Annotated in this window: 15 protein-coding genes; 14 read left to right on the forward strand and 1 reads right to left on the reverse strand. The window is 46.2% G+C overall.

What is annotated here, in order from left to right:
- The first annotated feature begins 11 nt into the window (after nt 1-11).
- From ABIE27_RS28940 to ABIE27_RS29000, 13 genes are all read left to right on the forward strand, one after another.
- A complete protein-coding gene (locus ABIE27_RS28940; RefSeq protein ID WP_123067041.1) occupies nt 12-962 on the forward strand; it encodes a peptidylprolyl isomerase in 951 nt (316 codons plus the stop codon).
- 627 nt (nt 963-1,589) lie between these two features.
- Complete coding sequence (gene cysK, locus ABIE27_RS28945; RefSeq protein ID WP_123067040.1) at nt 1,590-2,528, forward strand: cysteine synthase A; 939 nt, start codon at nt 1,590-1,592, stop codon at nt 2,526-2,528.
- A 267-nt stretch (nt 2,529-2,795) separates the two neighbouring features.
- A complete protein-coding gene (locus tag ABIE27_RS28950) occupies nt 2,796-4,439 on the forward strand; it encodes an anthranilate synthase component I family protein (RefSeq protein ID WP_429352082.1) in 1,644 nt (547 codons plus the stop codon).
- A 51-nt stretch (nt 4,440-4,490) separates the two neighbouring features.
- Nucleotides 4,491-5,069, forward strand: coding sequence for an aminodeoxychorismate/anthranilate synthase component II (gene pabA / locus ABIE27_RS28955; protein WP_123067039.1), 579 nt, complete (start codon nt 4,491-4,493; stop codon nt 5,067-5,069).
- Between the two features lies 1 nt (nt 5,070).
- Entirely contained in the window at nt 5,071-5,964 is an 894-nt protein-coding gene (locus tag ABIE27_RS28960) for an aminotransferase class IV (RefSeq protein WP_429352087.1), read from the forward strand.
- On the forward strand, nt 5,961-6,827 hold the full coding sequence (gene folP / locus ABIE27_RS28965) for a dihydropteroate synthase (RefSeq protein WP_429352083.1): 867 nt from the start codon (nt 5,961-5,963) through the stop codon (nt 6,825-6,827). Before ABIE27_RS28960 ends, folP begins: the two co-directional genes overlap by 4 nt.
- A gap of 133 nt (nt 6,828-6,960) precedes the next feature.
- Nucleotides 6,961-7,323 (forward strand): dihydroneopterin aldolase, encoded by a 363-nt coding sequence (gene folB, locus ABIE27_RS28970; protein ID WP_090924638.1) that lies wholly within the window; start codon nt 6,961-6,963, stop codon nt 7,321-7,323.
- Between the two features lie 9 nt (nt 7,324-7,332).
- Complete coding sequence (folK, locus tag ABIE27_RS28975; protein ID WP_123067035.1) at nt 7,333-7,881, forward strand: 2-amino-4-hydroxy-6-hydroxymethyldihydropteridine diphosphokinase; 549 nt, start codon at nt 7,333-7,335, stop codon at nt 7,879-7,881.
- On the forward strand, nt 7,842-8,036 hold the full coding sequence (locus ABIE27_RS28980; protein WP_123067077.1) for a helix-turn-helix domain-containing protein: 195 nt from the start codon (nt 7,842-7,844) through the stop codon (nt 8,034-8,036). Before folK ends, ABIE27_RS28980 begins: the two co-directional genes overlap by 40 nt.
- A 167-nt stretch (nt 8,037-8,203) precedes the next feature.
- On the forward strand, nt 8,204-9,223 hold the full coding sequence (gene dusB, locus ABIE27_RS28985) for a tRNA dihydrouridine synthase DusB (RefSeq protein ID WP_090924641.1): 1,020 nt from the start codon (nt 8,204-8,206) through the stop codon (nt 9,221-9,223).
- Between the two features lie 251 nt (nt 9,224-9,474).
- Complete coding sequence (gene greA / locus ABIE27_RS28990; protein WP_090924651.1) at nt 9,475-9,954, forward strand: transcription elongation factor GreA; 480 nt, start codon at nt 9,475-9,477, stop codon at nt 9,952-9,954.
- Nucleotides 9,955-10,068: 114 nt separating this feature from the next.
- A complete protein-coding gene (lysS, locus tag ABIE27_RS28995) occupies nt 10,069-11,580 on the forward strand; it encodes a lysine--tRNA ligase (protein WP_123067034.1) in 1,512 nt (503 codons plus the stop codon).
- A 157-nt stretch (nt 11,581-11,737) separates the two neighbouring features.
- Nucleotides 11,738-13,075, forward strand: a complete 1,338-nt coding sequence (locus tag ABIE27_RS29000; RefSeq protein ID WP_123067033.1) for a TrkH family potassium uptake protein — start codon at nt 11,738-11,740, stop codon at nt 13,073-13,075.
- A 71-nt stretch (nt 13,076-13,146) separates the two neighbouring features.
- On the opposite strand, the gene ABIE27_RS29005 is transcribed toward ABIE27_RS29000, so the two are convergent.
- Entirely contained in the window at nt 13,147-13,749 is a 603-nt protein-coding gene (locus ABIE27_RS29005) for a TetR/AcrR family transcriptional regulator (protein ID WP_429352084.1), read from the reverse strand.
- Between the two features lie 88 nt (nt 13,750-13,837).
- Between ABIE27_RS29005 and ABIE27_RS29010 the strand changes: the two genes are divergently transcribed.
- Nucleotides 13,838-14,386, forward strand: a complete 549-nt coding sequence (locus ABIE27_RS29010; protein WP_123067031.1) for a hypothetical protein — start codon at nt 13,838-13,840, stop codon at nt 14,384-14,386.
- Nucleotides 14,387-14,846 lie beyond the last annotated feature (460 nt).

Here is a 14,846-nt window from a genome sequence, read left to right on the forward strand (position 1 = left end):
CGGGATGAGGTATGACCAGACAGGAAAAAGGATTATGGACAGCCGTTGTGATTCTGACACTTGGTGTGCTCGTGATGGGTACAGTTATGGCGATGCAGGTACTTCATCAGGGAAAAGAAGACGCAGAGAAACCTCTTGATGCCAATAAGGAAGAGGGAAGTACGGTTGCAACGATTAACGGTGAAGTGATCACAGATAAAGATTGGACGGATGCATTAAAACGACGTTATGGTAGTGAAATCCTGCTACAGATGCTGAATCGGAAAGCGGTATTTGCTGAGGCCCTTCAACGCAATTTGGTGGTTACTCCCAAAGAGATCGCAAGAGAAATGGCTGAGGCGATGGATGGGTATGATTCAGAGAAGTCATATTATGATGCGATGAAATCACAACTCGGCCTGTCGAAGCAGGATCTCGAATTAGAGGCAGGTTACCGTCTACTGCTCGAGAAGATTGCTACCGCAGGTATACAGGTAAAAGATGACGATATTCAACAATACTGGGTAGAGCATCGAGAAGACTATATAACCCCTGAGAAATATGATCTGTCCATTATTGTGGTGAAAGAAAAGTCTGATTCAGAGGCTATGTTGACGGAGCTTCGGAACGGGAAAGATTTCGAAGAAATGGCTCGCTCCGAATCAGAGGATAGTTACTCCCGAGATGCGGGAGGTAAGCTAGGGTGGATCGATCAGAACGACCCGTTCCAACCTAAATCCATTTTGCAACGGGCAGCCAATATGAAAATCGGTGATATTGCTGGTCCGGTAAAGGTTGAGAATGGTTATGCAATCATCAAGCTGAATGACAAAGCGGAACGCCAGGAGCAGTCAGCAAAGGAAGTACATGAAGAGATTCGTATGGAGCTGGCATTAAGTCAGGCTGATCCACTTCCACAGGTAGAGCAGATGCTGCGCGATAAATACGAGGCTGTGATCATCTCCGAAATTCCTGCCTCCTGAAACGATAAATGATAACTATCCTGTCTTATAGAACTTGCATCTTGATAAAAATACTTTGTCTACGGTCTAAGGACCCAAGGCAAAGTATTTTTTTGAGTACTCATATTGACAATGACGTGTAACGTTGATAAGATGAAAATAATCAAATACCTACTCGTTTACTCGGATATAAATGGATCAAGACATGACATGCAAGAAATTAGATGTTTTCAATGTGATAAAGATACTTTCGGAAAACTCGGCGCTACCTACACCTGTATGCGTGGTTCTTTATGCAGAAAGGAACGGATAATCACCGGATTTCCGCAGTTCTTCATAAACATCCAGAGGCTTATCGGCACAGATCGCATAATGTTACAGGAAACTATATAAGTTGAACGTTTTTTCACACAATAACGGAGAGGACAGAAAAAACCTGAAGAAGCGAAGCTAAAAGCTTTCTGCAAGAAAGCTGCATCGGAAGCATAGGCTTCGCCTTTATCACCGGATTTCCCCCTTTTTTAAAGGGAATCAAAAAATCTGGGGATAACAGCGATTGGAAGGTTATTCTGTCATTGGAGCGTAAGGTGTAAAATCTTTAGTTTAACTTATATAAGTATTATTCATCCCACTAAGGAGGGCATTCATATGGCTAAAGTAGTTAATAACGTAACTGAACTCATCGGAGGTACTCCGCTTGTCCGTTTGAACAATATTGTACCTGAAGGCAGTGCTGAAATATTTGTGAAGCTGGAATACCAGAACCCAGGATCAAGTGTTAAAGATCGGATCGCAATTAGCATTGTTGAAGAAGCGGAAAAAGAAGGAAAGCTGAAACCGGGTGGTACGATCATTGAAGCAACAAGCGGTAACACGGGGATCGGCCTCGCGATGGTTGCTGCTGCTAAAGGCTACAAGGCTGTTATTGTAATGCCTGAGACGATGAGCTTGGAGCGTCGTAACCTGCTTCGTGCTTATGGTGCTGAGCTTGTACTTACACCTGGAGCAGAAGGAATGAATGGTGCAGTCAAAAAAGCGGAAGAATTGTTGAAAGAAAATCCATCCTACTTCATGGCGGAGCAGTTCAAAAACAAAGCAAATGTGAAGATACACCGTGAAACGACAGGGCCTGAAATCGTTGAAGCGATTCAGTCTGTTGGTGGTACACTTGATGCATTTGTTGCGGGTATTGGTACTGGTGGAACAATTACAGGTACGGGTGAAGTGTTGAAAGAAGCATTTCCTGGGATCAAAATTGTGGCCGTAGAGCCGGCAGCATCACCAATTCTGGCTGGCGGTAAACCTGGTCCTCACAAAATTCAGGGAATTGGAGCAAACTTTATTCCTGAAATTTTGGATCAAGAAGTATATGACGAAATCATTCACATCGAGAATGATGATGCATTTGAAACGGCTCGTGCTGTTGCGAAAGAAGAGGGTATTCTATCCGGTATTTCATCCGGTGCGGCGATTCGCGCTGGACTTCAAGTAGCGAAACAATTGGGTGCAGGTAAACGCGTTGTCGTTATTGTGCCAAGTAATGGCGAACGTTATCTGAGCACACCGCTTTACAATTTCGAAGGGTAATTTAGGCACAGAACTTATCTTTTACCGGATAAGCTTGATGTTTCTGAACAGTTTATATCAATCCTTCCTGCCCTGACGGGTAGGGAGGATTTTTTGCGTAATGCTTTTAAAAGCAACGGCGCTTTAGTATACTATCAAACAATAAGAACTATATAAGTTGAACACTTGTTTGCACAGCTTATTCTGCCATTGGGGTGACTGTGTGACTTACATAGTCAACTTATATAGTGACACACGAAAGGGCGGCGGGCCGCAGTGACACACCTGATGACAACATACGCCGACTGGGAAGTATGGGCTGGACAAGGCTGGACAATGTTACCATATATAACGAAGTCGGACGAGGGACCGTATCATGGCGGTTTACCGCTAACGTGGGAGGCAGCATGGCAACAAGCATCTCCTAATGCAATTGTGCTGGAGAATGGCAAAGGCGGAAGGTATACATTCCTCGGCTTAAATCCGGTATCTATCGTTTCCGGCAAAGGGCAGGAAGCTACAATTCATGACTTGTTTCAAGGAACAAGTAGAACAGATCAGGGCAAACCGCTGGATGTGTTAAAACGGTGGATGTCACCCTACCGAGCACCCAAGGTTGACGGATCACCAGATTTTGCAGGCGGTTGCGCTGGATACCTCAGCTACGATGTAGCCAGATCACTGGAGAAACTGCCAACGATTGCTGAGGATAATCCTGCACTTCCAGATTACTGGTGGATGCGCTTTGAGGAAATATGGGCATACGACCATGAGCAGCAGGCACTTTTCTGTATGGTGCATGTGGAAGTGAGTGCTGAGAAGCAGGAGCAGACCGATCTGCAGCGTCTCTATGCTGCGGCTGGGAAACGTGCTGTAGCCATGCAGCAGCGCTGGCTTCATATTATGGGTTTCGCTCAGGCAGAAGAGCAACAGCAAGCGTTGGAACTCCGCCACAGGCAGGTTCATCTTGCCCTCCGAAGAGAAGAATCCGAGCGCGAAACAGAGGGATGGCATACGTCCTTTCCGCAAGAGGATTTTGAAAAAGCTGTTCTTCAGGTACAAGAATATATCAGGCAGGGCGATGTATTTCAGGTTAATCTGTCCCTTAGGCATGAAAAGCAGCTCCAATCCAGTAGCGAGCATATCTATGAATGGCTACGTGTTGTAAACCCCTCACCCTATATGGGGATGCTTCGCAGTCCCGAATTCCAACTGGTCAGTGGATCGCCAGAATTGCTAGTCAAAGTGGAGAACGGCAAAGTCAGTGCGCGGCCCATCGCTGGAACAAGAAGAAGAGGACGAGATGAAGCAGAGGATCAGGCGATGGCGGATGAGTTGCTTGGCAGTGAGAAGGAGCGGGCCGAGCATATTATGCTCGTTGATCTGGAGCGCAATGATATCGGGCGAATTGCTGCGTATGGATCAGTTCATGTGTCTGAATTAATGACGATCGAGAAATATTCGCATGTTATGCACTTGGTTTCACAGGTGGAAGGCAGGCTGGCCGAAGGATTAACTGTGTTTGATGTCATTGCTGCAACGTTTCCTGGTGGAACGATAACGGGTGCTCCAAAAGTACGCACGATGGAGATTATCGAAGAGCTTGAGCCGGTTCGACGTGGGCCATATACAGGGTCTATTGGATGGATAGACTACAGTGGCAATATGGAGCTGAATATCGTCATACGCACTCTTGCCATTAAGGATGGAACGGGTTATGTGCAGGCTGGTGCAGGTATTGTCATTGATTCTGATCCATATCGCGAGTACAAGGAGTGTTCCAACAAGGCCCGAGCAATGATGAGAGCTGTGAACTATAGTGAACGAGCGGAGGCTGACACAGCGCAGGCATCGGCAGGAGTAACCAAAACGAGAGCAGGAAATACCCGAAGAGAACGGAATGAAGCAGTTAAACTTAATAAGTTAAAATAAAAACAAGGCATCCGCCGTAATCTGCGGTGGAATATGAGGAGGAGCAGACCTATGATTCTGGTTATCGACAATTACGATTCCTTCACCTACAACCTGGTTCAATATCTGGGTGAATTGGGGGAAACGGTGGAAGTTCGCCGCAATGACGAGATTGATCTGGCAGGTATTGAAGCACTGGCACCGGATCATATTCTGATCTCTCCAGGTCCATGCACACCGAATGAAGCGGGGATCAGCTTGGCGGTTATCGATCATTTCAAAGGAAGCATTCCCATCTTTGGCGTTTGTCTTGGACATCAGGCGATTGGGCAGGCGTTTGGAGGCAATGTCATTCGAGCGGATCGGATGATGCATGGTAAAACATCGGAGATGCATCACCAGGGTACTTCGGTGTTTACGGGGTTACCTTCTCCGTTTACAGCAACTCGTTATCATTCCTTGATCGTGGAACGCAGCAGCCTGCCGGATTGTCTGGAGATTACAGCGGAAACAGCTGAGGGAGAGATTATGGGCCTGCGTCACAAAACATATGCGATTGAAGGGGTACAGTTCCACCCGGAATCCATCATTACAGATCATGGCCATCAGATGCTTCGCAATTTCCTATCACAACAAAAAGCGAACGTATAACATGCAATATGCCGCGATTAACGGAGAACTGGTTCAACTGGCGTCAGCCGTGGTTCCTGTAACGGATCACGGCTTTTTGTACGGACTTGGGCTGTTTGAGACCTTTCGAACATACCAAGGCGTACCCTTCCTTCTGGAAAGGCATCTGGAGCGCATGGCTTCAGGCTGTGAAGAGTTGGGCATTCCTTTCACAGTGACAGCAGAGGAAGTCAAAGGCTGGATATCCCGTCTGATGCAGGGAAATGAACTTAAGGATGCGTACGTACGTTATACAGTATCTGCTGGTGAAGCGCCGCTTGGACTACCTTCGGGGGATTATACAGACCCCACACATATCGTACTGGCAAAATCACTACCCGAACCATCTTCTATTCTGTATGAGAGGGGTAAAATGCTGCAACGTCTGTCCACACCGCGCAATACACCGGAAAGCCAGATCAGGTTTAAGTCGCTTCACTACATGAACAGTATCTTGGCGAAACGTGAATTAAACGGTTATGGCGAGCAAGACCAGCGAATATGGAGCGCAGAAGGATTACAGCTTACACGCGACGATTATGTTGCGGAGGGTATTGTCAGCAATGTATTTTGGGTGCGAGAGCAAGTCCTCTACACCCCGTCGCTATCTACAGGCATTCTTCCAGGTATCACTAGAGCGGTGGTCATGGAGATTGCCGCAGATCAAGGCATTGCTTGCATAGAAGTGCAGTCACCATGGGAGGATCTGCAACAAGCAGATGAAATTTTTCTGACGGGTTCCGTGGCTGAACTCGTGCCGGTGACGACGTTGCGGGATCTGAGCGGCACAGAAACAACGATCAGTAATGGACGGATTGGTCCGGTAACCGCAGTGCTACTGCGTATGTACCGGGAGAAAGCGGGGTATACTTCATGACACTTACACCAGTCATCTATGAACGGAAATACGAATGGGGACCAGCTTCAATTACGCTGGGATCTCGGACACAGATTATGGGCATTTTGAACGTTACGCCAGATTCGTTCTCGGATGGCGGGCGCTACAATAATGTGGAGCGAGCAGTAGCCCATGCGAAACAAATGATGGAGGACGGTGCGGATTTAATTGATATCGGCGGAGAATCCACCCGTCCGGGATCAGAGGTGGTCAGTGCAGATGAGGAACTTCACCGAATTATACCAGTGATCGAAGCCTTGCGTGCAGAGGCGCCGCATATTCCGATCTCTGTGGATACGTACAAGGCAGATGTTGCCCGTCAAGCCATTCAGGCAGGGGCCCATATTATCAATGATGTATGGGGGGCGAAGGCTGACCCGGAGATGGCGCGGACGGCAGCTGAACTGGGCTGTCCCATTATTCTGATGCATAACCGTCAGGCAAGGGACTACAACGATTACCTGCTTGATGTTGTACGTGATGTGCAGGACAGCGTTCAGCTTGTGCTTGCAGCGGGTGTAGAGGAACATCAGATTATATTGGACCCAGGGATTGGTTTTGTGAAGGATCTCTCGGAGAACCTGAAGTTGATGTCTTCTCTCGGCCTGTTAAACGAGTTGGGTTATCCGGTGCTGCTTGCTACATCCCGCAAAAGATTCATCCAGCACACGCTGGATGTAGGTGCTAATGATACGCTGGAAGGCACGGCGGCAACGGTTGCATTTGGCATTGCCCAAGGCTGCCAGCTGGTACGGGTCCATGATGTGAAGCCGATTCGGCGGACGGCGGACATGTGTGATGCGATGTTATATCGTTCTCCCGGCTTACGGAGAAGATCATAATGGAGGGCCTTTTGCGGCCCATCCATGTTGGAGCGAAGCGTTTTAACATAGAAAAGCAAAGGGAACTATAACGAGCATACATCTCTCTACTTACTACTTACATTGATATTTTAAAAGAAGGCAGGGGAACTGGATGGATAGAATGGTACTGCACCGCATGGAGTATTACGGGTATCACGGTGTGTTTGCAGAAGAACGAAAGCTGGGTCAGCGATATTACATTGATCTGGAGATCGATATGGATCTGGGTGAGGCTGGACGTAATGATGATCTGACCAAAACGATTAATTATGCAGAGATTCATGAACTGGTGAAACAGATCGTTGAAAATAAATCATTCCAGTTAATTGAAGCGTTGGGTGAACATATTGCATCTTCTTTACTAGACACTTATACTATTATCAATGCATTGACAGTCAAGGTGACGAAGCCTCATCCGCCATTTGATATTCATTTCGGAGGCGTAACGGTAGAGCTTCGCCGCTCAAGAAAGTGAGAACCGATCATGATTGCACATTCGACCTCTGAATCCTCAGAGGCTTATATTGCTTTAGGGGCTAATTTGGGTAATCGGGAGCAGACGCTACTTGAAGCGTTAACGCTTCTGAATGAACACCCTCATATATCTGTGCTACGCTGTTCTGCACTGTATGAGACAGAGCCGGTAGGATATGTCGATCAGCCTGCGTTTTTGAATATGGCTGCTACGGTTAGTACAAGTCTGACACCGGAGCTTTTGCTCGCCGAATTGCTCAGTGTAGAGAATCAGCTTGGACGGGTTCGGGATATTCGTTGGGGCCCGCGTACGGTGGATTTGGACTTGCTCTGGATGCATGGAGAGACGCGAGATACTGAACTGCTTCAACTGCCGCATCCCCGTATGGGAGAGCGGGCTTTTGTACTGGTGCCGCTGTCGGACATCGTACCGCAGGACGAGGCATCAGGTCTGCATACCTTTGTACACGCATCGTTGTCTGTACTGGATGGAAAGGATGGAATACAGCGTTGGAAAACATGCAATTGGCCAACCGAATCCGGGCATTCCGGAAGCTGAAAGGGTTAACCCAGCATGAGCTTGCGGCCGAGACAGGTATATCTTTGGCTATTCTGGGAACGATCGAACGAGGAAATCGGAGAGTAACACCACAGGAACTAAGTAAGATTGCTGGTGTGCTCGCGATTAGTATCGAGGAATTACAAGGGAAGTAACGAGTGATGGACAAAGGAGAACACAGATAACAACTCCGAACAAGCACCAATAGGATAAATACGATGAACACGATGAACGCCAATGTACAACCAAAATGAAACCAACACAGCTCTGGAATATCGAATACGTCCGGGTTTGGAATGGATAAAGAGGTGAAACAGCAAACATGCTTAAGATTGGTAATATTGAAATGAAAAATCAGGTTGTGCTTGCACCCATGGCTGGTGTATGTAATCCGGCTTTTCGCTTGATCGCGAAAGAGTTTGGTACGGGCCTTGTCTGTGCCGAGATGGTGAGTGGTAAAGCCATTGTGCATGGCAACCAGCGGACACGCGAGATGTTATTTGTGGATGAACGTGAGAAACCGCTCAGTCTGCAGATTTGGGGAGGCGACCGGGAATCGCTTGTCGAGGCAGCTAGAATCGTGGATAAGGAAACGAACGCAGATATCATCGATATTAACATGGGTTGTCCTGTTCCGAAGGTAACCAAGTGTGATGCAGGTGCACGCTGGTTGCTGGACCCGAACAAGATCTATGAGATGGTATCGGCTGTTGTAGAAGCTGTTGAGAAACCAGTCACCGTTAAAATGCGGATCGGTTGGGACAACGAACACATCTATGTGGTAGAGAACGCTCTTGCGGTGGAACGAGCTGGCGGAAGTGCTGTCAGCGTGCATGGACGGACAAGAGAACAACTCTACACAGGTACAGCGGATTGGTCACATATCAAAAATGTCAAAGAAGCAGTCTCTATTCCTGTCATCGGTAATGGCGACGTATCTTCACCGGAAGATGCACGCCGTATGCTCGATGAGACCGGCTGTGACGGAGTAATGATTGGGCGCGCTGCTTTGGGTAATCCATGGATGTTATATCGCACAATTCAGTACCTGAGTTCAGGCCAGCTTCCCCCTGACCCGAATGCGGAGGAGAAAATCCGCGTAGCTGTTTTGCATATGGATCGACTAATTGCACTCAAAAATGAGACAGTCGCTGTACGCGAAATGCGTAAACATCTGGCTTGGTACTTGAAGGGATTAAAAGGATCGGCCCGGATTAAGGATGTTATTATGGAAGGAACCAAGCGAGATGAAATGGTGGGCATTCTGGAGAACTTTGTGGAGCAGTTGAAAATGGAAGGAAATCTGGAGTCTGAACCGGTAATTGCGGGTAATGCCTCTTAATTAAGAGGTGTGTTGTAAAACGTTTACAGCCGCAGGGGATGTAACATTGACTTTTCGAGATCGTTCACCTATAATTTCTCAGTATAAATTCGCCATGTGCGTTTACTAAGTATAGTGCATCAGGAGGAATATTCTATTTCTCTGGAGAACTTCATATAGTTTTGAAGATGTATGCGGGCGGAGTTCTGTCATCAGCACTGATTCCGTTGCCGTACAATCAAATTATTCCCATGACAGGAGAATCGGTTGAGATGAGCGACAAGGAAGTTATCCTTACACCAGAAGGACTCAAGAAGCTGGAAGAAGAACTGGAAACACTAAAATCAGTGAAGCGCCGCGAAGTGGCTGAACGGATCAAAGTAGCTATCGGCTATGGTGATATCAGCGAGAACTCCGAATACGAAGATGCGAAAAATGAGCAAGCTTTTATTGAAGGCCGTATCATTACACTCGAAAAGCTGTTGCGTAATGCACGAATTATCAACAGTGACGAAATCGATACCGATTCCGTAAGTGTGGGTGCAACCGTAACTGTAGAGGATTTGGAATTCGGCGATATCACAGAATATACGATTGTAGGTACAGCGGAATCCAATCCGCTTCAGAACAAGATTTCCAATGAAAGTCCTGTAGGTAAAGCAATTTTGGGCAAGAAGAAAGGCACAGTGGTTGATGTAAGTGTGCCTGCTGGCGTAATTCAATATAAAATTGTAGATATTAAAAAGCTGTAGTAACGAAGCAGTCATGCGCAGTAGACAAAAGCTTCCTTAGGGAAGCTTTTTTCAACATTACGGACAAGCGTCCAGACACAGGCTGCAATGTAAATAAGGAGATGAATACAGATCATGACGGATGAAGTCTTGAATCAGGAAACCGAACTTAGCGAGCTGTTACAGATTCGCCGCGACAAATTGGACGAGCTCCGCAACTTGGGAATCGACCCTTTTGGCCAAAAATACGTACGTACCGAAGAAGCCGGCTCCATTTTGAAGAAGTATGAAGAACTGACCAAGGAAGAGCTGGAAGAAAAGCACATCGAAGTCAGTATTGCCGGACGGATTATGGCGAAGCGGGGAATGGGTAAAGCAAGCTTTGCACATATTCAGGACCTGAGCGGCCGAATCCAGATCTATGTTCGTCAGGATAGCGTGCCAGAGGACAAGTTTACGGCATTCACTCTGCTTGATCTTGGAGATATCGTTGGGGTAACTGGCGTTGTTTTCAAAACTAAAACAGGTGAGACTTCCGTTAAAGTGAAAGACCTGGAAGTTTTGTCGAAATCCCTTTATCCACTTCCGGATAAATACCATGGTCTGACTGATGTTGAACTGCGTTATCGTCAGCGCTATGTAGACCTGATCATGAACCCTGATGTGCAGCAGACCTTCATTATGCGTTCCAAAATTATTCAATCCATGCGTCGTTATCTTGACTCCCATGGCTACCTTGAAGTGGAGACACCAACATTGCATGCGATCGCAGGTGGTGCGGCGGCTCGTCCGTTTATTACCCATCATAATGCGCTTGATATGGAACTGTACATGCGGATTGCGATTGAACTTCACTTGAAACGTCTGATTGTCGGTGGTCTGGAAAAAGTATATGAGATTGGCCGCGTATACCGGAACGAAGGCATGTCTACACGTCACAATCCGGAATTTACCATGATTGAGTTGTATGAGGCATATGCGGATTACAAGGATATCATGGCTTTAACCGAAAACCTGGTTGCTCACATCGCACAGGAGGTATTGGGCACACAAGTAATCCAATACGGAGATCATGAAGTAAGTCTTAAGCCGCAATGGCGCCGCGTTACCATGGTGGATGCGGTTAAGGAAGTTGTCGGTGTAGACTTCTCCGTTCATATGACGGATGAAGAAGCGCACAGCTTGGCGAAACAGCATAATGTAAAAGTTGAACCGCATATGACATTTGGTCACATCCTGAACGCTTTCTTCGAAGAGTTTGTTGAGGAAACGCTGATTCAGCCAACGTTCATCATGGGACATCCGCTTGAAATCTCGCCACTGGCGAAGAAAAGCGATGCAGATCCACGTTTCACGGATCGCTTCGAGTTGTTTATCGTTGGACGTGAGCATGCCAATGCCTTCACTGAGCTGAATGATCCAATTGATCAGCGTCAGCGCTTCGAAGCACAGATGTTAGAGAAAGAGCATGGCAATGACGAGGCTCATGAGATGGATGACGACTTTATCCGTGCACTTGAATACGGGATGCCACCAACAGGTGGTCTGGGAATCGGTATCGATCGTCTGATCATGTTGCTGACCAATTCACCGTCTATCCGTGACGTACTGCTCTTCCCGCATATGCGTCCACGTACACAAGAGTAAATAAGGAACGTATCTTTCGTTCATAATAGAAGAGGAACCTGCCACCGTGCTTCAAACTGGGGCAAGTTCCTCTTTGGGTTTACATAGGTAACTCAGGCAGATAGGCTACGGGCCACAAGTTGCTCCCATTTTTATTTTGGTAAAAGAGGTGCCCTTCATGAAGTTCAGGCTTCACATCGCCAGGTTCATATCTCCCCCGTTAATATTGGTTGGCGGTTTCTTGCTGATTATTTCGATTGGTACCGTTTTGTTGATGTTGCCGTTTTCCAATCAGAGTGGTACACATCTCGCCTTTATTGATGCTTTATTTACAGCTACATCAGCGGCATGTGTAACTGGATTAGTTGTGGTGGATGTAGGAACAACTTTCAATCTGTTTGGTCAGATTGTCATCATGATCTTGATGCAGCTTGGCGGGCTCGGTTTCATGACCATGGCCACGTTGTTTGCACTTGTGCTGGGCAAACGCATATCTCTTAAAGACAGACTACTACTGAAAGAGGCTATTAATGCGGACAGCATGGAGGGGATTGTGCGGATTATCCGCAAGGTTCTGATCTTTTCGTTCACTATTGAAGGGGTAGCTGCGGTCATTCTGGCTTTGCGCTGGGCTACCGAGATGCCGTTTATGCAGGCTGTATACTACGGCATATTTCATTCCGTTTCCTTGTTTAACAATGGTGGATTTGATCTGTTTGGCAACAGTTTTCAATATTATACCGGAGACTGGATTTTTAACATCACTGCTTCGATTCTCGTGATATCTGGTGGACTCGGGTTTGTAGTGTTAAATGACCTGTTTGAATACCGTAAACGCCGCCGTTTATCCTTGCAATCGAAATTGGTGCTGTCAGTGTCCGGTGCGTTGATCGGTATAGGAGCAGTGGTGTTGTTTATTTTCGAATTCACCAACAGTCATACGCTGGGTCCACTGACCTGGAGCGAGAAGATCTACGCATCGTTCTTCCAGTCCGTCTCAACTCGTTCTTCCGGGACAAGTACAATTGATATTACGCAGATGCGACAAGCGACTCAATTCTTCTTCATCTTGCTCATGTTTATTGGCGCTTCTCCAGGTTCTACAGGTGGGGGAATCAAAACAACCACATTTCTGATCATGATTGGTGCAGTATATGCCATGATTCGGGGCAACAAGGACATTGTCTTTTTCCGGCAACGTGTACCTAAAGAGCTGCTCATGAGAGCATTGACGATTATTATGGTTTCCCTCAGTATTTTCATGATTGTGGTGATGCTGTTACTTACAACAGAAGATGCTCCATTCCTTTCCCTCATGTTTGAGGCTGCATCAGCTATTGGCACGGTAGGTTTATCAGTAGGGGTAACCCATGAGATGACCAATTGGGGCAAAATCATTATTACCTTCACCATGTTTGTTGGTCGGATCGGTCCGCTAACGATTGCGTATGCACTTCGTCCCCGTAAAGAGAAGAAATTGTATCGCCATCCGGAGGGCCGGATTATTATTGGATAAAACAAAAAAACGCAGGCATTCGATATCTACTCCCTATGTGGAAAGGGGTGACATTAAATGTTCTGCGTTTTTTACTTTGCACTCTCTGGGCATAGAGATGCCAGATGTAAGGTGAGGGTTTGATCCATAAGTTTGCTGCTCATCTGATCGGGTCGAAGCACCGCGTGGATCGCTAAACCATCAACGAGAGCATATAGCCTCTCGATCTCAAGATCCTGATTTAGATCTGCTCTGAAGATATTCAGCTTCACCAGAGATGTAATAACGATCTCGACAGCTCGTCTAATATCATTATATACAGTGTCAGCCAGTTTTTTGAGTGCAGGATCTGTTTTGGATTTGGCAGTAAAAGCGTACCACACCTCCATTTCCGCCATTTTCTCATCCGTATTTGGTATGAATTCAAGCAGTAACTGTTTCATGTGTTCCATCGGAGGCCCGTCGAAAGACATGCTTTGAATCCGGGAAGTGACCCGTTCCGATACAAGATTCATTGCATATAAAAGAAGCTCCGATTGAGTGGAAAAATAGTGGCGCATGGATCCGACCGAGATTCCAGCTTCCTCAGCGATATTTCGAACAGAAGCTTGTTCCATACCATTTTTCCGGATAATACGCCAAGCGGCCTCGGCTACGAGCACGCGCTGTTTGTCATGATCTACGATTTTAGGCATGGCTTTATTATAACATCATTGCTTATTTTGGTACAAATGTGTTAAAATATTTATAATACAGTTGTACTATATAAAAAGGGGGGTAATTATGGTTGTTTATTTCATTGTTGCCTGTGAGATTGCATTTTGGATATTTGTTGCTGCAGGGCTAAGCGTTCGGTATATGCTTGGTATGAAGCGATTGGGATTGACTTTGTTGGCGGCCACACCGATTGTTGATATTTTGTTGCTCATAGCCACTGTAGTAGATCTCCAAGCCGGAGCAACAGCAAGTATGGTTCATGGCATAGCAGCTATCTATATTGGAGTAAGCATTGCTTTTGGACATCAGATGATTGCTTGGGCTGATCGTTACTTCCAATACTGGTTTAGAGGGGGGGAGAATCCTAGGCAGAGCAAGTTATATGGAAGAGAACATGCAAGGAACGAGCGTATAGGGTGGGCCAGACATCTTTTGGCTTGGAGTATAGGGAGTGCGCTTTTGTATATTATGATATGGTGGATTGGTGATCCGGCTCGAACAGAGGTGTTTTCAGGTCAGATCCGAGTATGGGCAATAGTGCTGGGTATTGACCTGTTGATAAGCATTAGCTATAGCTTGTGGCCGAGGAAAGCTCCTGTTAAAGATATAGGATAATTATCTAAAAATAAGGATTAACTTGTTATATAGGGTGAAGCACTGATATGCATATCTCCATAGAATTTATCCTCAATGGAGGAGAAGATCAACATTGTAATTAAAAATCAAAAAAACACTTGCATTCATCTTCTACACATGGTATATTCTAATTCCGGCCAAGAAAACACGGTTTACACGGTGCGGCAAGCAATGAATTAAGAAAGCTTCGAAAGAAACTTAAAAAAAAGAGCTTGCAAAGTTGGTTCGGAAGTGATATGATATAAAAGTTGCTGAGGCGAGAGAAAGTCAGCGGCGAAATAAGTTTGATCTTTGAAAACTGAACAACGAGTGAGTAACGATCTTGCTTTGCAAGATCGACGCTTGAAAAATTGGTACACGTCTTCGGACTGTATGATTTTGAAAGCACAATGAGATTTTTAATCTCGTCAGATTCAAAATGAGCTTATCGCTCTTTTCA

Origin of the sequence: Paenibacillus sp. 4624 (genome assembly GCF_050435065.1) — a bacterium.
GTDB classification, from domain to species: domain Bacteria; phylum Bacillota; class Bacilli; order Paenibacillales; family Paenibacillaceae; genus Paenibacillus; species Paenibacillus amylolyticus_D.